This window comes from Pseudomonas sp. KCJK8993, assembly GCF_046230915.1.
Classification (GTDB): domain Bacteria; phylum Pseudomonadota; class Gammaproteobacteria; order Pseudomonadales; family Pseudomonadaceae; genus Aquipseudomonas; species Aquipseudomonas piscis.
The window spans coordinates 1-19,809 of the sequence record NZ_JBJJLO010000119.1; the positions used below are offsets into that span (position 1 = coordinate 1).

The window sequence follows — 19,809 nt, forward strand, 5'->3', positions numbered from 1 at the left end:
TACCGAATGGCTGATTTTTAGCGTGAATATTCAATTGACATTTCACGTAAAAAATCACGATTCTTGGCCATCGGCACCATAACAAGAGAGACAGCCCATGCCGCCTTGCCCCCTTCAAGCTCCTGTGCGTGGCCGACAACCCGCTGTCGCCTTGCCTCGCCACACCCTTGGCGTTTTTCGCGGCTACCGATCCTGGTGGCGCCAGCGGCATTTCCCTCCTGCCATCTAGTACCCAATCGCACCTGAGACGGAGAAAGTCCATGGATTCGCTTTGCCTGCATTCGGCGCCTGCTTCGGCGCTGGCCTCCGGACCGGCCTTCGAGGCCTTGCTCGACGGTATTCGTGATCGTGCCCGCCTGGGAGAGTTCGATCGCCAGCGGCATATTTCCCGTGACGTGATCGACGGGTTCAAGGCCCATGGTGTCTATCGTGCCTTGGTGCCGCGGCGTTTCGGCGGGTTGCAATGCTCACCCGGTGAGTTCTGCCAGATGATCGAGCGAATCTCCCATGCCGATGGCTCGGCGGGCTGGGTGGCCAGCTTCGGCATGAGTCCGGTGTACCTGGCGGCGCTGCTCCTGGCGACCATCGCCCGGATCTATGGCGACAACCCCGATACGGTCTTCGCCGGCGGCATCTTTCCAGCGCAACCGGCCGAAGTGGTGGCGGGCGGCTTCAGGGTCAACGGGCGCTGGAAATACTCCAGCGGTTCTCTGGGCGCCGATATCGTCGGGGTCGGTATCGCTCCGTGCCACGGCGACAAGCTCGACCTGCCGCGCCTGGCCGTGCTGCCCAAGGCCCAGGCGCGTATCGAGGAAACCTGGGACACCGTGGGTTTGCTGGGCACGGGCAGCCACGATCTGGTGGTGGAGAACGTGCGGGTGGACGAGGACTGGACATTCGTCCGTGGCGGCCTGCCCAATCTGGACGAGCCATTTTTTCGTTATCCATCGCTGGCCTTCGCCACCCAGGTGTTGTCGGTGGTCGGCCTGGGGGTCGCCCGGGCCGCCCTGGACGAGCTGTCGGCGATGGCCTGCGGGCGGCTATCGGTGACCGGGGCCCCTGCGCTGGCCGATCGCCCGCTGGCCCAGGTGGATGTGGCCAAGTCCGAGGCCGCGCTGCGTTCGGCCCGGGCCTTCTTCTACGAATCCATCGAGCGCGCCTGGAGCCATGTGCTGGCGGGCGATCCCGTACCGCAGGACATCACCAACCTGCTGCGCCTGTCCTCCACCCACGCCACGCGCATCGCCGCCGAGGTGGCACGCAACGCACAAATGCTCTCGGGCATGACCGGCATCTACCACGACAGTCCCCTGGCTCGCTGCGTCAACGACGCCCAGGTGGTCACCCAGCATGCCTTCATGGGCGATGTCACCTATCAGAACGCCGGAGCGATGTTCTTCGGCAAGCAGCCCCTGCCGGGCTACCTGTAACCCTCGAGGAGAAATCCCATGAACGACCGGAAGACCTTGCGCGTGCTGTTCTGCATGGGCATCAACCAGAACTTCTTCGATGCGCCGCGCGAAGAGCAGCTCCAGGTCTGGGCGGCCTTCAGCGCGATGTGGAACGGTATCCACGATCTGCCCGGGGTGAAGGTGCTGGGCAACATGGACGACGACCAGGGCATGGTCGGGCCGTCCGATGGTTATCCCTGGACCACCTACCTGTTGGCCGATGCGCCGGATATCGAGACCGTGCACGACGCCTGCAACCTGTTTCGCACCACCGCAGTGGGCCAGGGACCCTACAAGCTGTGGCGCTACGCCAAGGTCGAGGCGCGAATCGGTCGCGAGTTGGTGATCCAGCGTGCCTGAAGTCCCCCGAGCCCTTCTACAACGAGAATGCCGGCCTTCGACGCTGGCAAGGAGTACGCCGTGAACAACCTGATTCCCGCCGTCAACCTGGCGCTCGATCCTGCCGGGTTGGTGCAGGACGACCGCGTCCATACCTCCCTGTACACCGATCCGGCGCTGTTCGCTGCCGAACTGGAAAAGATCTTCTACAGCACCTGGGTCTGGGTCGCCCATGAAAGCGAAATCCCGGACGCCGGCAGCTACAAGAGCACCTACATCGGCAAGCAACCGGTGATCGTGGTGCGCGATCGCAAGCAGGCCATCCACGTCCTGCTCAATCGCTGCCGGCATCGCGGGGCCACGGTGTGCGAGCACAAGAAGGGCAAGACCAACAGCTTCGTCTGTCCCTACCACGGCTGGGGTTATGCCCTCGATGGCTCGCTGCGCGGCATTCCCCAGCCGCAGAGCTATGGCGACTGCCTGGACAAGGCCGAGCTGCCGCTGGTCAGCCTACGGGTGGCGAGTTATGCCGGCATGATCTTCGCCACTTTCAAGGATGACATTGAGCCGTTGGAGGATTTTCTCGGCGCGGCGAAGAAATGGATGGACCTGTTCATGAAGCAAGGTGCCGGCTACGGCATCAAGGTGCCCGGCGAGCATCGTTTCCGCTTCCCTGGCAATTGGAAGATCCAGCTGGAAAACACTACCGACGCCTATCACTTTCCCCTGGTGCACAAGAGCTTTTTGTCCTCGGTCGACGAGCAGACCCTGAAGCTGTTCGATTTCGCCGAAGGCCCGGGCTACGTCGAGGACCTGGGCAACGGTCATAGCGTGATGGTAATGATCCCCGACCTGGTTGACCTGGAGGCCGACCTCGACAAACCCATCCCCGAGCGCTTCGCGGCCCTGGCCGCCGAGCTGCGTGACGAGGGCATCGACGAACCCCAGGTGCGCCGCATCGTGCGAGCCGTGGGCGGCTCGGGTTTCAACCTCAACCTGTTTCCCAACATCGCCTGCTCGATGGCTTTCTTCCGGGTGCTGCAGCCGATCTCGGTGACCGAGACCGAGATCCACCACGCCGTGATCACCATGGACGGTGGGCCGGCCGCGGCCAACCGCTATCGCCTGCGCCTGCACGAACACTTCCAGGGGCCCATGGGCTTCGGCACGCCCGACGACTCCGAGGCCTGGGAGCGTGTGCAGAAGGGCGCCAGCGCCGGCGAAGACCTGTGGATCATGCTCAACCGTGGCCTGCCGGGCGAGAGACCCAGCGCCGATGGCCTGGTTTCGGACGTGAGCGCCGAGACCGGTATGCGCGCTGCCTACCGGCAATGGAAAAAACTGATGTCGGCCTGAACCTGGAGAACCCCCATGAATCTGCAACTGCTGCAAGAAGTGAGCGCTTTCATCTGGCAGGAAGGCGACATGCTCGACCATGGCGAATACGACGCCTGGCTGGCGCAATGGACGGAAGAGGGCACCTATATCATTCCGATCAGGCCCGGGGAAGGCGACTACGAGAACAGCCTCAACTATGCCTATGACGACCACCACATGCGCGGCCTGCGGGTGCAGCGCCTGGTCGGCGGCGAGTCGATTTCCACCAGCCCGCGGCCACGTACGGTACGCACGCTCTCGCGCTTCCGGGTGCTTGACGATGACGGCGACCAGGTCACGGTGCGCTGTGCGCAGAACCTGCGGGAGTTCCGCAAGGACACGCTCAAGCACTACAGCGCCGACCTGACCTACACCCTGGTCAGGGCCGAGGGCCGATGGCTCATCCAGCGCAAGGTGATCAGCCTGATCAACAGCGACGATACCCTCGCCGGTATCGGCTACATCCTTTGAGGAGCCGGCCATGAACCAAGTCGCACTGGTAACCGGTGCAGGCCAGGGGCTGGGCCAGCGTACCTGCGCGCGCCTGTTGGCGGCGGGCTTCGATGTGGTGGTCAGCGACCGCGACCTGGAGCTCGCCAAGGCTAGCGTCGCGCAGTTGCAAGGGGCGGGCGGGCGCCTGCTGGCACTTGAGCTGGATGTCGGCAGCAAGGCTGATTTCCAGCGGGGCCTGGCCCGGGTGCTGGAGCATTTTGGCGCCTTGCAGGTGGTGATCAACAACGCCGCCGTGACCAGGACCACGCCACTGATGCAGATCAGCCCCGAGGAGTTCGATGCCGTGGTTGGGCTCAACCTGCGCAGCGTGTTTCTCGGTTGCCAGGTATTCGGTGCGTACCTGGCCGAGGCCGGCTATGGCCGGATCATCAACATGGCCTCGCTGGCCGGGCAGAACGGCGGCACCGCCACGGGCGCGCATTACGCGGCGAGCAAGGGCGCGATCATCACCCTGACCAAGGTCTTCGCCAAGGAATTCGCCGCCCGTGGGGTCACCGTCAACGCCATTGCCCCGGGGCCCATCGATTCGCCGGCGGTGCGTGCGGCGATCCCGGTCGAGCGCATGGCCGGCCTGCTGGCTGGCGTCCCGGTGCAACGCCTGGGGGATGCGGATTTCATCGGCGACCTGATCGTGCAGTTGGCGCGGCCCGAGGCCTACTTCACTACCGGCGCCACCTGGGACGTGAACGGCGGCCTGTTCATGCGTTGATTTCCCGGGCGCCTGTTCGCCCCTGTCGTGATGAGGAATGCAGTCATGAATGAACAATTGTTGAAGGTCGTCGTGCGCAAGCGCGAGCTCCAGGGACACGATGTGGTCGTCCTCGACCTGGGGCATGTCGACGGCGCGACGCTGCCGGCATTCGAGGCGGGGGCCCATGTGGATATCCACATCGCTCCCGGCCTGGTGCGCCAATATTCGCTGTGTGGCGATCCGGCCGATGGCGCGGTATATCGCCTTGGGGTCCTGAAGGACCCGGCGTCACGGGGCGGTTCGCAAGGCGTGCATGAAATCCTGCTCGAGGGACGCGAAGTGCAGATCAGCATGCCCCGCAACCTGTTCCCTCTGGCGCCGGGGGCCGGGCGCAGCATTCTGCTGGGAGGCGGGATCGGCATCACGCCGATGATCGCCATGGCCCATACCCTGCATCTGCGGGGAGCCGACTTCGAGCTGCACTATTGCGCTCGCTCGCGCAGCCGCAGTGCCTTTCTCGCGGAACTGGCCAGCGCGCCGTTCGCCGATCGCGTACAGACTCATTTCGATGACGAGAGCCTGGAGCAGCGCCTGGACCTGGCGCGGGTGCTGGGGCCTGGCGCGGTCGGCACCCACCTGTACACCTGCGGCCCGGCGGGCTTCATGGACTGGGTGATCGCCGGCGCCCGGGAGCGGGGTTACGCCGAGGACCATATCCACAAGGAATATTTCCAGGTGGCGGTGGATACCCGCGGCGAAGACTTCGAGGTGGTCGCCGCCCGCAGCAACAGAAGCGTCCGGGTGGCCGCCGGCCAGAGCATCCTCGATGCCCTGGCCCAGGTGGGGATCAAGATCGAGATTTCCTGTGAGCAGGGGGTATGCGGAACCTGCTTGTGCGAGGTGCTCGAAGGCGAGCCCGATCACCGCGATGTGTACCTGACCGATGAAGAAAAAGCCGCCAACGACCAGATCCTGGTGTGCTGTTCACGGGCTCGATCGAAAAAACTGGTGCTGGATATCTGAGGGCAACGAGCATGGTAGACGTAAACCAATTTCGCAACGCGATGGCCCTGCTCGGTGGCGCCGTGACGGTGATCACCACCGATGGTCCTGCCGGCCGCTTCGGTTTCACCGCCTCGGCGGTATGCAGCGTGACCGATGTGCCGCCCACCCTGCTGGTGTGCATGAACCGTTCTTCGTATTCCAACGCCCAGTTCAAGGCCAACGGCGCGTTATGCGTGAACGTCCTGGCCGGTACCCACCAGGCGTTGTCGGGGGCTTTCGCCAACAAGGCATTGAGCATGGAGGAGCGCTTTGCCGCCACCGACTGGACGGTGCTGGAAAGCGGCGCGCCGGTAATGCAGGAGGCCCTGGTGAACTTCGATTGCCGTATCGCCCAAGTGCACGAGGTGGGCTCGCACAGCATCTTCTACTGCCAGATCCAGGGCATCCGCCACGGCGCTGGCGATGATGGGCTGGTGTACTTCAACCGGGCCTACCACCGGGTGTGCGAGGCCTCCAAGGCCTGTTGAGGCTCGGGAGCGTCGTGCGCCGATGGTAGCTACAGGCTTTCCAGATTGTGGAACACCACTTCCAGCATATGGTTCAGCCGCTGCACCTGGGCCTGGGTCAGGCCCTTGAAGCTGCGCTGGAACAGTTCATGGGTGATGTCCTGCATGCGTTCGACGGCGCGCTGGCCGGTCTCGGTAATGCGTACCTGGGTGACGCGGCCGTCCTCGGGGCTGGGGGCGGTGTCCACCAGGCCGTCGTCCTTCATGCGGTAGACGATCTTGGTGATGGTCGACAGCTTGGCGATGGCATGGGTGGAAATCTCGGAAATGCTCGATTCGCCGTTCTCCTTGAGGATCCACAACACGCGCCAGCGGGGCACGTCGAGGTCGACCTTCTTGAGCAGGCGTTCCATGTTCTGGGTATAGCGGCCGTGGGTCCGGGCCAGCCAGTAGAACGGGAAGTCTTCCTTGCGAAAGTCGCTGCTGGCAGGGTCGTGGTGGGGCTGACCGGGGTTCTTCGAGTTGCTCATCGATTCACTGCTTGTCCGTGGAGGGCCGCGCCATCATAGCCAGTTCGAGGTTCTGTGCCATATGGCGCGAACAGCCTGGTATAGGGCTGGGGAGTGCGACGATTTTACTGGAATATTCAGTTGATTGTTCAACTAGTCGTCAGGGGAGCCTGTCGCTAAGGAGCTGCAGGCCGATCCTGGAAAAAGGGGGGTGAAAATGACCATCATAGTTGAGTCACTGGACCTGGGCAGCAGCGGCCCCCGGGTCATGATCAAGGACACCATCGATGTCGCCGGCACCGCCACCCGTGCATCCAGCCGGGCCCTGGAGCAGGCGCCGCTGGCCGAGCGGCATGCCGAGGTGGTCGAGCGCCTGCTGGCCGCCGGTGCTCGCCTGACCGCCAAGGTGAGCCTGCACGAACTGGCGTTCGGCACCACCGGTATCAACCGTTACCTGGGCACGGCGGCCAATCCGCGGTTCCCGGGGCGCATCCCCGGTGGCTCTTCCAGCGGTTCGGCCGCCGCGGTGGCCGCCGGCCTGGCGGATTTCAGCCTGGGCACCGACACCGGGGGTTCGATCCGGGTCCCGGCCTGCTGCTGCGGGGTGTACGGTCTCAAGCCGACTTTCGACCGGATCAGCCGCCGAGGCGTGCTACCAGCGCGCAGCAGCCTGGATTGCGTCGGCCCCCTGGCGGCGAGCCTGCCCATGCTGATTCGCGCCATGGGCATGCTCGACCCGACCTTCAGCATGGCCCAGGTGCCGTCCCAGGCCCGGGTCGGGGTGTTGCCGGTGCCCGCCGCGCCGGCGATTCTCGAAGTCGTCCAGCATACGCTCGCGGCCAGCGGCCTGACCCTGCTGGATGTCGAGCTCGAGCATTTTGCCGCGGCCTATGACGCGGGCCTGGTGGTCATCAATCGCGAGACCTTCGAAGGCTGCGGCCACCTGCTGGCCAGTGGCCTGGTGGGCGCGGACGTTGCCGACCGACTGGCGGCCGCCGGCCAGACCAGCGATCAGGCGCTCGCCGAGGCCGAGGAGGTGCGCCGGCGCTTTAGCGCCGAGGTCGACCGCGTGCTGGCCAGTTGCGATGTGCTGGCCTTGCCGACCATGCCCGACTTTCCCCTGCGCGTGGAGGAGGCCGCCGATACCCGGGCGGTGCTGGGCATGACCTCGCTGGTGCGACCGTTCAACCTGTCCGGGCACCCGGCGCTGAGCATTCCGCTGGGCAGCGCGCAAGGATTGCCGGTGGGCCTGCAACTGGTGGCCGCCAAGGGCGCGGACGCCAAGCTGCTGGCGGTGGCGCAGCGGCTGCTGTTCGGCATCCATGACACCAGCGGGCTCTGACTCTTTACCGTGGTGCATTCCCCATTGCCGAACACGAGGTCCGGATGAGCGCTATCTCCCACTTGCAGGCCCGCCTGCGCTTCTTCGAAAGCCAGCAGGCGATCCGCGCCTGCATCAATCGCTACATGACGTTGTGCGATGCCCTCGACGCCCGCACGCCCCTGGATGAACTGGCCGGCCTGTTCACCCGCGAGGCGGTCTGGGAAGGCAAGGGCGCGCGCTACGCCGCGAGTTTCGGTGGCTACCAAGGTCGCGAGGCGATCCGCGCGATGTTCGCCACCTATATGAAGACGCCGGCGCACTTTGCCTTGAATGCGCATTTCCTGGCCAGCGAGGTCATCGAGGTGGACGGCGACCAGGGCCAGGGCAGTTGGATGATGTTGCAAGCCAGCAGCTTCACCGAGGGCGGTTCCCACCTGAATGCGGCCAGGTTGACGGTGCGCTTCGCCGTGGAAGAGGGGCATTGGCGGATCGCCCGTTTCCAGACCGAGAACCTGTTCAGCCGGCCCACGACGGCATGGCACAGCGATGCGCCGCTGCCGGTCCCGGGACAGGGCGGCTAGCCGTTTCCAGCGGCTGGATTTCTCGCGGTTGCCAGCCGCTCAGTCCGGCGGCCCGTCAAGGCCAGGCAGGGTGGCATGCCGGAAGTCCCGGGCACTGCAACCGAACCGTGCCTTGAATACCCGGCTGAAATAGGCCATGTCGGTGAAGCCTGCGCGATAGGCCAGGGTGCTGATCAGGGCGGTTCGTTGGGAAAGGCTGCCCAGTTGGTCGGCGCAGGCTTGCAGGCGGATATCGAGCAGGAAGCGGCCGAACGAAGTCTGCTCGTCCTGGAACAGGCTGTTGACGTAGCGCGGCGTGATCCCGAAGGTCCCCGCCACGCTGGCCAGGGACAGTTCGCTGTCCGCCAGGTTGGCCCTGACATGATCCTTGAGACGATACAGCAGCGCCGTCCGGCGAGCCGAAGGCTGGGCGATGCCCCTGCCGCGTTCGGCCAGGGCGGTGGCCAGGAGGTCCAGGCCCTGATGGCTCAGGCGGCGTCGCGATTCGCTGCTGACGCTGTCGTCGAGCCGGGCCAGGCCGCTCAGGTAGTCGAAGGCCAGGCATGCCACTGGGTCTTTTCGTGACAGCGTCAGGGCGGTCAGCCGCTCGATGTTACTGATGCGCTCGCGCAGGGCCTGGTGGGGGACCTGCAATACGGTCTGGCGAAAGTCGCCGGAAAAACGCAGCTCGTAGGGCTGGCGAGTGTCGTAGATGGCGAAGTCCCCCCGGTCCAGGACCGCCTCGCGACCATCCTGGATCAGTTGCGAACAGCCTGCGTGCGCGAGATTGACGAGCACGTATTCATCCGGGCTGCGGGCGATGCAATGCCGATCGCGGCGCACCAGTTGGCCGCTGGCACGTATGTCCACCACCCGCAGCATCTCCAGGTCATGGGCGCACAACTGTCCATCGAACGCCACCTGCGCGCCGATCCGGCACTCCAGCGGGACGAAGGTCGCGCACACCACTTCCTGCCAGAAGGCCTGGCGTTCGTGGGGACGGATAGCGCCTGTATCGAATCGAGTGAGCATGGCTGGCGTCACGACAAGGCAAAGGAGGGCAATGAAGAATGCAATTCGAAGGCCAGCGGCCACTGTTCCCCCAGGGTCAAGCATCGCTTCCTCCAGGTCCTAATGGATCGCTTGGCGCTGCCCTTAACCTCTGGTCATCACCCGATGGAGGTCAAGACATGCAAGCCAAGATCAAGGTCGCCTGCGTCCAGGCGGCTCCGGTTTTTCTCGATCTGCAGGGCACGGTGGACAAGACCCTGGCCCTGATCGAGCAAGCCGCCAGCCAGGGCGCCCGGCTGATCGCCTTTCCGGAAACCTGGATTCCCGGCTACCCCTGGTTCCTGTGGCTGGATGCGCCGGCGAACTACATGCCGCTGGTGCAGCGCTACCACCAGAACTCCCTGGTGCTCGACAGCGAACAGGCCCGGCGGATCAGCGAGGCGGCACGCCAGCACGGCATCCATGTGGTGCTGGGCTACAGCGAACGCGACCACGGCTCGCTGTACATCGGCCAGTGGTTGATCGACGACCAGGGGCGCACCCTCGGGACTCGGCGCAAGCTCAAGGCCACCCATGTGGAGCGGGTGCTGTTCGGTGAAAGCGACGGCTCTTCGCTGGCCACCTTCGGCAGCAGCCTCGGTCAATTGGGGGCCTTGTGTTGCTGGGAACACCTGCAACCGCTCAGCCGTTACGCAATGTATGCCCAGCATGAGCAGATCCATGTCGCCGCCTGGCCGAGCTTCAGCCTTTATCGCCGCGGTACGGCGGCGCTGGGGCCGGAGGTCAACCTGGCGGCTTCCCGGCTGTATGCCGCCGAAGGCCAGTGCTTCGTGCTGGCATCCTGCGCCGTGGTGACCCCGGACATGCTCGATCTGCTGTGCGCCACCGACGAGCAGCGCGCGCTGCTGGAAGCCGGCGGTGGCCATGCACGAATCTTCGGGCCAGACGGTGCGGACCTGGCCAGCCCGCTGGACGAGCGTGAGGAAGGCATCCTCTACGCGACGCTGGATCCGGCCGCGCTGATCGGCGCCAAGCTCGCTGCCGATCCGGTCGGCCATTACGCGCGTCCCGACGTCACCCGACTGCTGTTCAACCGCAACGCCTACACCCCCGTCGTGGAATGTGACGCCACCAGCATCAGCGAAATTCTGGACATGGCACCGCAGGAGGTCCTGTGAGCATCGAATCGGCTATTCCCAAGCACCTGGTGTGCCCGCGCCTTGAAGCGGCCAGTACTCCACACGATTACCAGGCGCCGTTTCCGGCCTGGACGGCGCGCTTCACGCCTTTGGTGGAGCGGGTCGTGATGGCCTGTTTCGGCGCCCAGGCCCCCGGGCCGCTGGGGCTGGAAAGCCTGGCACCGTATATCGAACGGTTTGCCCTGGCGAACGGCCCCTTGTATTGGGACCCGGCGCAATGCCAGGACGCGACGGGAACGCATAATCTGGTGGCCATCGCCTATTGGGCCGATGTCGCGGCCTTCGAGCGTTGGCGCTGCGACAGCGGTTTCGACCAGTGGTGGCAGGCGCCGGAGCGTGAGACAGAAGCCACGGGCCGCTTCGTCGAGATCGTGACGCCGGGCCAGGAATGGTTCGAGACGCTGTTTTCGTCCCCGGATGGGGTCGAGGGTATCGCCCATCTCGGCAGTGGTATGAGTGGTGTGGTCCGTGAGCATGGCTATTGGGGCAGTGCCCGGGACCGGCTGCCTCGGGCCCAGGTGGACAAGCTGGTCGGTGCACGCGGCGATGTTGCGCAAAAGACCGGGACAGGTGCCCGGATACGGGTGCCGGGGCGGGAGAACCTGTGCCTGATCCGCTCCGGCCAGGACTGGTCGGCCACCTCGCGGCAGGAGCGCAAGCTTTACCTGGAGGATATCCAGCCGGTGCTGCAGGCCGGCATGGATTTTTTGCGGGACGAGGGGGGCGTCATCGGTTGCCGCAGTTGCCGCCTGATGCAGGTGCTGGACGCCTGTACCGGCGCGCCACTGGAAAAGAGCTTCGGGCTCGCGCATTTCGACGATCTGGCCCGGCTCGAGACCTGGGCCAGGTCCCATCCGACCCACCTGGCCATCTTCGGACGCTTCATGCGCTACACCCAGGCGCTCGACTTCCAGGTGGCGTTGCGGCTGTACCACGAAGTGGCGGTCATCCCGGCCAGCGCCCAATGGTTCGAATACATCAATTGCCATGGCCAGACAGGCCTGCTACGTGGCTGAACTTCAGGCGGGAGTGCGCTATGAAAAAGTCCATTGCTGCAGTGTTCTGCCTGCCGCTCGCCTTCGTTGACGCGGTCTGCGCCATGGAGACTGCGCCAGGCGACTATGAGCCGGTACCCGCCGGCAAGACAGCCTTGTTGATGTACTACCAGCAGGCCCGGAGCGCGTCGTTCTACCGTTCTGGCCATCGAGTCTCGGACGATTTCCGCCTGCGCTCCGACATGGGCCTGTTGCGCCTGGTGCAGTCGGTGCCGTTGAGCGACAGGCTCTATTGGGAGCCCCAGGCGATCCTGCCATTCGGCCATTTGCGCACAGGGGGCGAAGCCCGGGTACTGGGGAACGAGTCGGGGACGGGCGACCTGAACCTGGGATCGGTGGTCAAGCTGCGGCTGCCCACGCGCCATGGCGACATGCTGGGCCTTGGGGTGTTTGTCCAGGCGCCCACTGGCAGCTACGACCGGGACGATGCCCTGAACCTGGGGGAAAATCGCTGGCGCCTGGTACTGCAGGGCGCCTACGTGCATCACTTCGATGAACGCTGGTCGCTGGATACGGTGGCCGATGCCAGCTGGTACACGCGCAACCACGACTACGGTCCGACCGGGGCGAACCAGAAACAGAAGGCCCGTTATGAGTACCAGGCGTTCCTGCGCTATCAGTTGGCGCCGGCCACCACCCTGGGCTTTGGCGGTGGCTATGTCACAGGGGCGCGGACCTCGGTGGCCGGTGACGACCAGGGCGATGAGCTCAGGACTTCCTATGCACGCCTGACCCTGACTCACTTTCTGGTGCCCGATGTGCAGGTCCAGGTGCAATTGGGTCGCGACATGGCGGTGGAGCAGGGCTTCAAGGAGCGTGAGCGGCTGAATTTGCGGTTGGTGAAGCTGTTCTGATGCCGGGCATCGTTTCGCGGGCATGGGGCCTGTTTTTAAGGGGCGTCTTATTGGATGCCTTGGGCCGAACTGGAAGAGTTTTCGCTTGGGTCAGACGGGGTATTTCGGACCTCTCTGGGGGGCGACCATAGGCGATAAGTTGCGGCTATGTGACGGTCGTGGGTTCTTCCTGATAACGCTTTGAGGACAGTCATGCAATGCTCAAGAAGCCAGCGTAGTGGACGCAGATGGCTTGTTTCATTGATTGTTACATCAATCTTCTTTTATACGGGTCAGGCGTTGGCTCTCAAGTTGATTACTGATTCTCTTATCGAGGGTTATAGCGGTTGCTCTTATACGGACAATAACAATGGCACCAGTACCCTGACGGTTACTGTCTCTTGGAAGGAGGTCCCTTTAGAACTTATCGAGAAAAAGGCTTTTCGGTCTCGAGGAATACTGTTCTATACCTATGATGAGAACGGAAGACTCATGCCTACTTCGAGTGTGGCAACGTCGGCGACATTGAATGGGGTCCGATATTCGAACGCCATGGTAATAAGCTCAGGAGGATATGTGATCTATCTTGGGAATCGTGGAGATTGGCTGCAAACAGGTCCGTTTCTCAGCGATATTATCGTGACAGTCAAGAACAGCTCCGTCAGTCAATGGCCAGCAGTGGGGATTAGAGCGGGGATTTATACGAACGGCGATGATTATGCCGATATAAAAGGATTGGCTTATATCGCTCCAAGCAATAAAGGAGGGGAGTGCAAGGTTTTGATCGATCCCGGCGTGCCACCCCCTCCCGAAGATGTCCTCATCAATATGACCGCACCCGATTGGGACCTTGGCGAACTGGTCCGTGGCGGTGTGACGCACAAGTCCTTCAGTGCTCCGAAGGACCAGTTGTGTTTCAGCTACAAGGGTAATAACTACATCACTTACCAGGAGTACGTGATCGATGCGGGCAATCGCAACGGCCTGTCCGCCAACGGCAAGTACTTGCTCAAGCACCAGAATGCTCAGGCGCCCGGCTTGCCTTACCAGCTGACGCTGAATGAAGGTTCGAACAATGTCGTGCTGCCCAATCCATCCAACCGGGTGTTCAAGCTCAACAGCAATGGCAAGACCTGCTTCAGGCCGACTTTCGATGTTTCCACCGAGAAGAACGCCAAGGGCGGTATCTATAGCGACATCCTGACCTTCACCATCATCGCCAAGCCCTAGCCGCCAAGCCGCCTACTGGGCCGGCAGCAGGAAGCGCGCGAGCACCGGCAGGTGGTCGGAGATGCGCAGGGTGTCGTCTTGGCGGACCCGCGACTCCACGCGCTTCAGGCGCGGGCTGTGGAACAGGTAGTCGACGGTTCGGTCCGGTCCATCGAGACCGGGGTCGTTGGGATAGTGGGTCAGCCAGCGCGCGCGGTCGGCACCGCTGGCTTGGGTATTGCTGGGGATCATCGGGTACTTGTCCCACAAAAGATGCAGCGGGCTGTCGGCACTGTAGGGCGCGCGCTGGTTTTCATCCAGGCGCCGGTACTGGCCCAGGGGCAGCAGGTTGAAGTCGCCGCCGATCAGCCAGGGAGTGCCACGGCCTTCCAGTTTGTCCAGGGTCTTGGCGATGGCCGCGACTTGCCGGGCCTGGGTTTCGCCGGCCTGCTGTGCACGCTCCAGGTGGGTATTGAGTACCGCCAGTTGTCCGCCGTCGTTCAGGGGCAGGTAGCTGAGCAACAGGGCGTCTCGCGGCAGGAATTGCCGGCTGATGACGTTGTGGTCCGCCACCGGCAGTTGCAGGCGCTCGGCGTGTTCGATGCGGTAGCGGCTGAGGGTTGCCAGTTGCCGGCCGACGCTGCCGAAGATATGCGCGGAGGGTACGAAATCGGCCTTCCAGTCGTAGGCCCGAGTGCTGCAGGGATAGAGGTCGGCCAGGCGTTCCTGGAGGAGCTTGAGCTGGTCCTGGTAGGCGCTGGCCTTGGCGTTGTGGTCCACCTCCTGGAGCAGCACCAGGTCCGGCTGTTCGTCGCGGATGACCCGGGCCACCTCGTCGAGGCTGAAAGCCATGTCCTCCAGGGTGGGGCGTTCGTCCTGGCCATGGGCCTGGTCGTTCCAGAATACGTAGCGCTTGCCGGCCAGGTACTGCAGGTTCCAGGTCATCACCTTCAACGCTTGGCCCGGGATCAGCGGCGCGGCCTCGGCGCTACAGGACACCGCCAGGGTTTCCTTGGCCTGGGGACGCCAGGTCAGGCTGTAGATCAGACCGGCCAATACCAGGCCGATCAGCAGCAGGCTCAACAGGGTCACGCGAAGTAGACGGATCATCGGCTCGGCTTATGGCGTTGCGGGATGGGGTCCGAGCATAACCGAGTGCGCAGCCGTCACCCAAGGGGGTAGAGCGGCCGCGCCGGGGGTTCAGCGTTTGTCCGGCTGCTGGCTGATCAGCATGAACAGGCGGAACAGCACCACGCTGGTGAACAACTGGAGGAAGCTGTAGGCGCTGTCGATCGTTAGCGCCAGCAGCGGCGTGGGATCGGGATACGCGGCTTCGCTGGCGCCCTTGAGCAGCCACAAAGGGGTCATCACGCAGAGGATGCACACCAGGATCCGTAGGAAATGCCCACGAGTCAGGCGAAAGCTCTCGGTGATGGCATTCAGCGGCGATGCCCCCTTGAGTACCAGCAGGTACTCGGCGAAGGCCAGGACCACCATCAGCCACAGGCCCGGCAGGAAATACAGTGACAGCCCCAGCAAGATCAGCAGGGTGCTGACCGCCGTCAGCAGGGCGAAGCGCGGCCACAGGCTCAGGCTCATGGCCAAGAGGTCACGGGTTCGGGGCGATTCGCCACGGGTGCGGGCATCGAGGAACAGGATCAGTGCGCCGGTGTACAGCGGATACACCAGCAGGCCGACGATCACGCTGTACCCGGAAAAGGCATTCGGTCCCAGGGCCTTGCTGGCAACCTGTTGCAGCAGCGCCTCGAAAATCACCAGTGGCAGGCACAGCTGGGCGATGCGCCCGAGGTTGCGTTGGAAGAAGTACAGGGAGTCGCGCAGAACGTCTAACGGATTCATCGAAGGGATCGCAGTGGCGAAGCGGTTGGACACTTTAACCGATGCAGGCCCTGGGGAAGCAAACGTAAACCTTGGGTAAAGACCATTGAAAGTCGACGCGCCAACCCCATAACTGTCGCGTATCGCGGTCCCTTCGGACCGTAGAGCGGATTTTTACCGGCAATCTAAAGAGGTCGCCATGAATAGCGAAGAGCAAACCCTGATCGATGGACTGTTTTCACGGTTGCAGCAAGCCGAAACGGATTCAGCCCCGCGTGATGCCCAGGCCGAGGCGCGGATCAAGGAGCATCTGACCCGCCAGCCTGCGGCCGGGTATTTCATGACCCAGGCGATCCTGGTGCAGGAGGCTGCCCTCAAGAGCCTCGACGAACAGAACAAGCAGCTGACCCAGCAAGTCCAGCAATTGCAGGCCGACCTGCAACGGGCCAAGTCCCAGGCGGCCCCGGCCCCGGCCTCGAGTGGCGGGTTCTTGTCGAGCATCTTCGGTGGCTCCCGCGAAGCGCAACCGGCCCCGGCCCCGAGCCCGGCGCCATCTTCCGGTGGTGGCTGGCGTGAGCCGCCACGCCCGGGCTTTGGCACGCCACAGCAGAACTTCGGTGCCCCCCAGCAGGGGTTCGGCGCTGCGCCGCAACAGAACTACGCGCCACAGCAGGCGCCAGCGGCTGGCAGCAGTTTCCTGGGGGGCGCGCTGAAGACCGCCGCCGGTGTCGCAGGCGGCGTGATGCTGGCCCAGGGCATCAGCAGCCTGTTCCACGGCAACCAGCAGCCCCAGGAAGTCGTCGAAGTCATCAAGGAAGAACCGGCGCCGGCCAGCGACAACAGCGGCTGGGGCAATGACCAGGGCGGCTTCAACGACGCGGGCTACGACAACGACGACAGCTCGTTCTTCTCCGACGACGACTCCTTCGTCTGACCTACCATCGGTCCGGGGCCACAACATGCCCCGGGCCGATAATTCGCGGAACAATCCCTGGCGCTGGCATACTGGACGACTTTTCCGACCCCAAGGGTCGATCCAGTTGCCGTGCTGCTGCGCCATGAGGATTAGCGGTGAAAAAAATCGCCCTGTTCGCCGATGTCCAAAACCTCTACTACACCGTGCGCCAGGCCTATGGCTGTCACTTCAACTACGCGGCGCTGTGGGCCGATATCAGCAAGCACGGGCAGATCGTCCAGGCCTATGCCTATGCCATCGATCGCGGCGACAGCAAGCAACAGCAGTTTCAGCAGATCCTGCGCAACCTGGGTTTCACGGTCAAACTCAAACCCTACATCCAGCGCAGCGACGGCTCGGCCAAGGGCGACTGGGACGTGGGTATCACCATCGACATCATGGACGCCGCCAGCCAGGTGGATGAAGTGGTGCTGGCCTCCGGCGACGGCGATTTCGACCTGTTGCTGGAGCGCATCATCCACAAGCACGGCGTCAGCGCGGTGGCCTACGGCGTGCCGGGGCTGACCGCCAATTCGCTGATTCGCGCCGCCAGCCGCTATGTGCCGATCGAAGGCGCCTTGCTGTTGAAAAGCTGAAAACGGATTCATACGGAGCAAAACAGGTTGGAACGCATTGCCGTCATCGACTTCGAAACCACCGGGCTTTCCCCGAGCAGCAGTTGCCGGGCCACCGAGATCGCCGTGGTGATCCTCGAACAGGGGCGCATCGTCGAGCGCTACCAGAGCCTGATGAACGCCGGCGTGCGGGTACCGCCGTTCATCGAGCAATTGACCGGCATCAGCAACGCCATGCTGCGCGGGGCTCCCTCGGCGGAGCAGGTGATGAACGAAGTCAACGAACTCGTCGGCACCACGCCGCTGGTGGCGCATAACGCCGCCTTCGACCAGAAGTTCTGGGATTTCGAGCTGGGGCGGATCCGACGCACCCGGTTGCAGAACTTCGCCTGTTCCCTGCTGCTGGCCCGGCGCCTGATGCCGGCGGCGCCGAACCACAAGCTCGGTACCTTGACCGCCTACGCCGGCCTGCCGCATACCGGCCAGGCCCACCGGGCCATGGCCGACGCCGAGATGGCGGCCAACCTGCTGGTGCACCTGGCGGGCGAACTGCGCGATACCCACGGTCTGCACCCGTTGTCCCACGATTTCTTGTGCAAGTTGCAGAAGGTTCCGGCGGCCAAGGTGCCCGAGCACTTGCGGCGCCATCGCTGACGCGGCAAGGGTGATGCAAGGCCCTGCGGGGCCGCTTCGTGTAGTCGCTGCCGCAGGCTGCGCACGGGCGCGCAGCGACCGCAGGGATCGAGGCCTGCTGGAAAAATCCTCAAGCAAGGCCCTACGGGCCTTCGCGCAGCCTCGCCTTGGCTCGACAGCGGCTACAGGCCAATGGTGTATCAGGTGGAAGGTTTGCCGTTGCTCTCCAGATGTCCCAGGGGCAGGCGCCGCTCGATGGCGCTGGAGAGCACGATGGAGGTCTTGCTGAAGCCGAACTGGGCGACGCGGTTGATCAGCTCTTCCAGCTCCGGCATCGAACCCACGGCGGCCTGCATGATCACGCAGGGATCGCCGGTGACCCGGTGGCATTCGGTGAGTTGCGGGATCTTGATCAGTTCGTCATAGCTTTTCTGGTTGCCGTGCTGGGCCAGGCGCAGTTCGATGACGCACTGGATCGGCAATCCCAGCTTGTCCATGTCGACCTTGGCCTGGTAGCCGGTGATCACGCCGCTGGCTTCGAGCTTGGCGACCCGCTCGGCCACGGCAGGTGCCGAAAGGTTGACCTTGCGCGCCAGCTCGGCATAAGTCGCCCGGCCGTTCTCCAGCAGCTGGGCCAAGAGCATGCGGTCATATTTGTCCATGGAAGGCTCCCAAACACCCTGGCTTTCGAAAGCAAGGTATATAGCCCTGAACTCCATGTTTTGGAAAGTGTACTGCTCTTAAAAACAAGTTTTGTAACTTAAGCTTGCCTCGTTCGGCTTTCTACAATGGGCCCTCCCTCCCTGCCTGCCTCCCGAGCCGTATCCCATGCCTGGCCAAAGCCGCTTTCCCTTGCCGTTGATCGCTGCATTCTTTGCCCTCTACGTGATCTGGGGGTCGACCTACCTGGTGATCCGTATCGGTGTCCAATACTGGCCACCCTTGATGCTTGCCGGCATCCGCTTCGTACTCGCCGGCAGCCTGATGTATGCCTTCCTGCGCTGGCGTGGGGTTCCGGCGCCCACCTGGGCGCAATGGAAGGCTGCCGGGATCATCGGCATCCTGCTGCTGAGTTTCGGCAACGGTGCGGTGACGGTCGCCGAGCACCTGGGCGTGGCTTCCGGAGTGGCGGCCCTGGCGGTGGCCACGGTGCCTTTGTTCACCTTGCTCTGCGGTTATTTCTGGGGCACGCGCAATACCCGCCTGGAGTGGGCCGGCATCATCCTCGGGATGATCGGCATCGGCATGCTGAACCTCGGTTCCAACCTGCAATCGAGCCCCTTGGGCGCGGCCCTGTTGCTGTTCGCCGCAGCGGCCTGGGCTTTCGGCTCGGTCTGGAGCAAGCACTTGCCTCTGCCCCAGGGGGCCATGGCCAGCGCCGCGGAAATGCTTGTCGGTGGTGTGGTGCTGCTGCTGGGCAGCCTGCTGCGCGGCGAGCGCCTGGAAGCCATGCCCGCCCTGGAGGGCTGGCTGGCGCTGGCCTACCTGGCAGGCTTCGGTTCGATCATCGCCTTCAATGCCTACATGTACCTGCTCAAGCACGTACGCCCGGCGGCGGCCACCAGCTATGCCTACGTCAACCCCGCGGTGGCGGTGTTGCTGGGCATCGTCTTCGTCGGCGAGAGCATCGGCTTGGAAGAGGCGCTGGCGATGCTGGTGATCATCAGCGCCGTGGTGCTGATCGGCCTGCCGCAATGGCGCAAGCCCAAGGCCGTGGCCCGGGAAGAGGCCGCCTGATTAAAGGACGCCGGGCATTGCCCGGCGTTGTGGTTTCAGCGTGAAAGCATCACTCGAGGCCGATAAGCAGCGCTGCTATCAAGAACACCGCCGCCAAGGCCAGGGCAAACAGCAGGCTGATTCCCGCCACTGGCCATAACGAGACGAAGTGGCCACCGTTGGACTTGTGGTCCACCACCTGGGGGCCGAACAGTTGGCGCGCGTAGGCGTTCATCCCATAGATCTGCGGCAGGATGAAGACCACGGCGGGAATGTTATCCGGAAGGAAAAAGCCTGCCAGGGTCATGGCCAGGAAAACGCCGATGCCCATGGTCCAGGCTTTCCTCACCTCAGCCTCGCGCCCCAGTGCCTTGAGGTTCCGGCTGATGAAGTAGGCTCCCGCCATGGAGGTGCCGAGGAAGGTGCTCAGGCCGATGGCCGCGACACTGTAGAGGCGCAGGTGCTGATCGACGGTCGGGGCGATCCGCAGTTCGGCGGCGGGGGCCTGG

23 protein-coding genes are annotated in these 19,809 nt (G+C 63.8%); 17 read left to right on the plus strand and 6 right to left on the minus strand.

Features of this window, described 5'->3' with window-relative positions:
- Positions 1-260 precede the first annotated feature (260 nt).
- From iacA to ACK6AU_RS26755, 7 genes are read left to right on the plus strand one after another with little or no spacing between them, the layout of a single operon-like run.
- On the plus strand, positions 261-1,430 hold the full coding sequence (gene iacA, locus ACK6AU_RS26725) for an indole-3-acetate monooxygenase (protein WP_409302463.1): 1,170 nt from the start codon (positions 261-263) through the stop codon (positions 1,428-1,430).
- Positions 1,431-1,448: 18 nt separating this feature from the next.
- On the plus strand, positions 1,449-1,811 hold the full coding sequence (locus ACK6AU_RS26730; protein ID WP_185698280.1) for an IacB protein: 363 nt from the start codon (positions 1,449-1,451) through the stop codon (positions 1,809-1,811).
- A 60-nt stretch (positions 1,812-1,871) separates the two neighbouring features.
- Entirely contained in the window at positions 1,872-3,146 is a 1,275-nt protein-coding gene (locus ACK6AU_RS26735) for an aromatic ring-hydroxylating oxygenase subunit alpha (RefSeq protein ID WP_409302466.1), read from the plus strand.
- A gap of 15 nt (positions 3,147-3,161) precedes the next feature.
- Positions 3,162-3,638: an aromatic-ring-hydroxylating dioxygenase subunit beta gene (locus ACK6AU_RS26740; protein ID WP_185698282.1), complete on the plus strand. Its 477-nt coding sequence runs from the start codon at positions 3,162-3,164 to the stop codon at positions 3,636-3,638.
- 10 nt (positions 3,639-3,648) lie between these two features.
- Complete coding sequence (locus ACK6AU_RS26745; RefSeq protein ID WP_409302468.1) at positions 3,649-4,389, plus strand: SDR family NAD(P)-dependent oxidoreductase; 741 nt, start codon at positions 3,649-3,651, stop codon at positions 4,387-4,389.
- A 45-nt stretch (positions 4,390-4,434) separates the two neighbouring features.
- Positions 4,435-5,394, plus strand: coding sequence for a PDR/VanB family oxidoreductase (locus ACK6AU_RS26750; RefSeq protein WP_185698284.1), 960 nt, complete (start codon positions 4,435-4,437; stop codon positions 5,392-5,394).
- An 11-nt stretch (positions 5,395-5,405) separates the two neighbouring features.
- Positions 5,406-5,903, plus strand: coding sequence for a flavin reductase (locus ACK6AU_RS26755; protein WP_185698285.1), 498 nt, complete (start codon positions 5,406-5,408; stop codon positions 5,901-5,903).
- Positions 5,904-5,932: 29 nt separating this feature from the next.
- Here ACK6AU_RS26755 and ACK6AU_RS26760 read toward each other — a convergent pair whose 3' ends face one another.
- Positions 5,933-6,412: a MarR family winged helix-turn-helix transcriptional regulator gene (locus ACK6AU_RS26760; protein ID WP_185698286.1), complete on the minus strand. Its 480-nt coding sequence runs from the start codon at positions 6,410-6,412 to the stop codon at positions 5,933-5,935.
- Between the two features lie 196 nt (positions 6,413-6,608).
- Between ACK6AU_RS26760 and ACK6AU_RS26765 the strand changes: the two genes are divergently transcribed.
- Both ACK6AU_RS26765 and ACK6AU_RS26770 read left to right on the plus strand, forming a co-directional pair.
- Entirely contained in the window at positions 6,609-7,733 is a 1,125-nt protein-coding gene (locus ACK6AU_RS26765) for an amidase (RefSeq protein ID WP_409302471.1), read from the plus strand.
- A 44-nt stretch (positions 7,734-7,777) separates the two neighbouring features.
- Positions 7,778-8,296, plus strand: coding sequence for a nuclear transport factor 2 family protein (locus ACK6AU_RS26770; protein WP_185698288.1), 519 nt, complete (start codon positions 7,778-7,780; stop codon positions 8,294-8,296).
- Positions 8,297-8,335: 39 nt separating this feature from the next.
- On the opposite strand, the gene ACK6AU_RS26775 is transcribed toward ACK6AU_RS26770, so the two are convergent.
- Positions 8,336-9,307, minus strand: a complete 972-nt coding sequence (locus tag ACK6AU_RS26775) for a helix-turn-helix domain-containing protein (protein ID WP_409302473.1) — start codon at positions 9,305-9,307, stop codon at positions 8,336-8,338.
- Between the two features lie 158 nt (positions 9,308-9,465).
- Between ACK6AU_RS26775 and ACK6AU_RS26780 the strand changes: the two genes are divergently transcribed.
- The 4 genes from ACK6AU_RS26780 to ACK6AU_RS26795 all read left to right on the plus strand — a co-directional run bounded on the left by ACK6AU_RS26780 (position 9,466) and on the right by ACK6AU_RS26795 (position 13,603).
- Complete coding sequence (locus tag ACK6AU_RS26780; protein WP_409302475.1) at positions 9,466-10,464, plus strand: carbon-nitrogen hydrolase family protein; 999 nt, start codon at positions 9,466-9,468, stop codon at positions 10,462-10,464.
- Positions 10,461-11,501: a phenylacetaldoxime dehydratase family protein gene (locus ACK6AU_RS26785; RefSeq protein ID WP_409302477.1), complete on the plus strand. Its 1,041-nt coding sequence runs from the start codon at positions 10,461-10,463 to the stop codon at positions 11,499-11,501. The genes ACK6AU_RS26780 and ACK6AU_RS26785 overlap by 4 nt, the downstream gene beginning before the upstream one ends.
- 20 nt (positions 11,502-11,521) lie before the next feature.
- Entirely contained in the window at positions 11,522-12,394 is an 873-nt protein-coding gene (locus ACK6AU_RS26790; protein WP_409302479.1) for a transporter, read from the plus strand.
- Between the two features lie 807 nt (positions 12,395-13,201).
- Positions 13,202-13,603: a hypothetical protein gene (locus ACK6AU_RS26795; protein WP_185698292.1), complete on the plus strand. Its 402-nt coding sequence runs from the start codon at positions 13,202-13,204 to the stop codon at positions 13,601-13,603.
- Between the two features lie 12 nt (positions 13,604-13,615).
- Here the strand turns inward: ACK6AU_RS26795 and ACK6AU_RS26800 are convergent, their stop codons facing one another.
- Together ACK6AU_RS26800 and ACK6AU_RS26805 are read right to left on the minus strand one after the other, a co-directional pair.
- The gene (locus ACK6AU_RS26800; RefSeq protein ID WP_185698293.1) at positions 13,616-14,692 is read right to left on the minus strand and encodes an endonuclease/exonuclease/phosphatase family protein; all 1,077 of its coding nucleotides are present in this window, start codon (positions 14,690-14,692) and stop codon (positions 13,616-13,618) included.
- Positions 14,693-14,782: 90 nt separating this feature from the next.
- Positions 14,783-15,442: a YciC family protein gene (locus ACK6AU_RS26805; protein WP_409302482.1), complete on the minus strand. Its 660-nt coding sequence runs from the start codon at positions 15,440-15,442 to the stop codon at positions 14,783-14,785.
- 178 nt (positions 15,443-15,620) lie between these two features.
- On the opposite strand from ACK6AU_RS26805, the gene ACK6AU_RS26810 reads away from it, so the two are divergent.
- The 3 genes from ACK6AU_RS26810 to ACK6AU_RS26820 all read left to right on the plus strand — a co-directional run bounded on the left by ACK6AU_RS26810 (position 15,621) and on the right by ACK6AU_RS26820 (position 17,605).
- Complete coding sequence (locus ACK6AU_RS26810) at positions 15,621-16,355, plus strand: DUF2076 domain-containing protein (protein WP_409302484.1); 735 nt, start codon at positions 15,621-15,623, stop codon at positions 16,353-16,355.
- A 137-nt stretch (positions 16,356-16,492) separates the two neighbouring features.
- Positions 16,493-16,972 carry an NYN domain-containing protein gene (locus ACK6AU_RS26815; protein WP_022641159.1) on the plus strand — a complete coding sequence of 160 codons (480 nt, stop codon included), beginning with the start codon at positions 16,493-16,495 and terminating at the stop codon, positions 16,970-16,972.
- Between the two features lie 27 nt (positions 16,973-16,999).
- Positions 17,000-17,605 (plus strand): PolC-type DNA polymerase III, encoded by a 606-nt coding sequence (locus ACK6AU_RS26820; protein ID WP_185698296.1) that lies wholly within the window; start codon positions 17,000-17,002, stop codon positions 17,603-17,605.
- A 179-nt stretch (positions 17,606-17,784) separates the two neighbouring features.
- Here the strand turns inward: ACK6AU_RS26820 and ACK6AU_RS26825 are convergent, their stop codons facing one another.
- Positions 17,785-18,246: an Lrp/AsnC family transcriptional regulator gene (locus ACK6AU_RS26825; RefSeq protein ID WP_409302487.1), complete on the minus strand. Its 462-nt coding sequence runs from the start codon at positions 18,244-18,246 to the stop codon at positions 17,785-17,787.
- Positions 18,247-18,412: 166 nt separating this feature from the next.
- Between ACK6AU_RS26825 and yedA the strand changes: the two genes are divergently transcribed.
- Positions 18,413-19,321 carry a drug/metabolite exporter YedA gene (gene yedA, locus ACK6AU_RS26830; RefSeq protein ID WP_185698298.1) on the plus strand — a complete coding sequence of 303 codons (909 nt, stop codon included), beginning with the start codon at positions 18,413-18,415 and terminating at the stop codon, positions 19,319-19,321.
- 49 nt (positions 19,322-19,370) lie between these two features.
- On the opposite strand, the gene ACK6AU_RS26835 is transcribed toward yedA, so the two are convergent.
- Positions 19,371-19,809: hypothetical protein (locus ACK6AU_RS26835; protein WP_409302489.1), on the minus strand; the 439-nt coding region annotated here is incomplete at its 5' end.

Bases quoted from the DNA above. Each gene is read 5' to 3' on its own strand.
- iacA (WP_409302463.1), top strand. From the start codon at position 261: ATGGATTCGCTTTGCCTGCATTCGGCGCCTGCTTCGGCGCTGGCCTCC.
- ACK6AU_RS26730 (WP_185698280.1), top strand. From the start codon at position 1,449: ATGAACGACCGGAAGACCTTGCGCGTGCTGTTCTGCATGGGCATCAAC.
- ACK6AU_RS26740 (WP_185698282.1), top strand. From the start codon at position 3,162: ATGAATCTGCAACTGCTGCAAGAAGTGAGCGCTTTCATCTGGCAGGAA.
- ACK6AU_RS26745 (WP_409302468.1), top strand. From the start codon at position 3,649: ATGAACCAAGTCGCACTGGTAACCGGTGCAGGCCAGGGGCTGGGCCAG.
- ACK6AU_RS26750 (WP_185698284.1), top strand. From the start codon at position 4,435: ATGAATGAACAATTGTTGAAGGTCGTCGTGCGCAAGCGCGAGCTCCAG.
- ACK6AU_RS26755 (WP_185698285.1), top strand. From the start codon at position 5,406: ATGGTAGACGTAAACCAATTTCGCAACGCGATGGCCCTGCTCGGTGGC.
- ACK6AU_RS26760 (WP_185698286.1), bottom strand. From the start codon at position 6,412: ATGAGCAACTCGAAGAACCCCGGTCAGCCCCACCACGACCCTGCCAGC.
- ACK6AU_RS26765 (WP_409302471.1), top strand. From the start codon at position 6,609: ATGACCATCATAGTTGAGTCACTGGACCTGGGCAGCAGCGGCCCCCGG.
- ACK6AU_RS26770 (WP_185698288.1), top strand. From the start codon at position 7,778: ATGAGCGCTATCTCCCACTTGCAGGCCCGCCTGCGCTTCTTCGAAAGC.
- ACK6AU_RS26775 (WP_409302473.1), bottom strand. From the start codon at position 9,307: ATGCTCACTCGATTCGATACAGGCGCTATCCGTCCCCACGAACGCCAG.
- ACK6AU_RS26780 (WP_409302475.1), top strand. From the start codon at position 9,466: ATGCAAGCCAAGATCAAGGTCGCCTGCGTCCAGGCGGCTCCGGTTTTT.
- ACK6AU_RS26790 (WP_409302479.1), top strand. From the start codon at position 11,522: ATGAAAAAGTCCATTGCTGCAGTGTTCTGCCTGCCGCTCGCCTTCGTT.
- ACK6AU_RS26795 (WP_185698292.1), top strand. From the start codon at position 13,202: ATGACCGCACCCGATTGGGACCTTGGCGAACTGGTCCGTGGCGGTGTG.
- ACK6AU_RS26800 (WP_185698293.1), bottom strand. From the start codon at position 14,692: ATGATCCGTCTACTTCGCGTGACCCTGTTGAGCCTGCTGCTGATCGGC.
- ACK6AU_RS26805 (WP_409302482.1), bottom strand. From the start codon at position 15,442: ATGAATCCGTTAGACGTTCTGCGCGACTCCCTGTACTTCTTCCAACGC.
- ACK6AU_RS26810 (WP_409302484.1), top strand. From the start codon at position 15,621: ATGAATAGCGAAGAGCAAACCCTGATCGATGGACTGTTTTCACGGTTG.
- ACK6AU_RS26825 (WP_409302487.1), bottom strand. From the start codon at position 18,246: ATGGACAAATATGACCGCATGCTCTTGGCCCAGCTGCTGGAGAACGGC.
- yedA (WP_185698298.1), top strand. From the start codon at position 18,413: ATGCCTGGCCAAAGCCGCTTTCCCTTGCCGTTGATCGCTGCATTCTTT.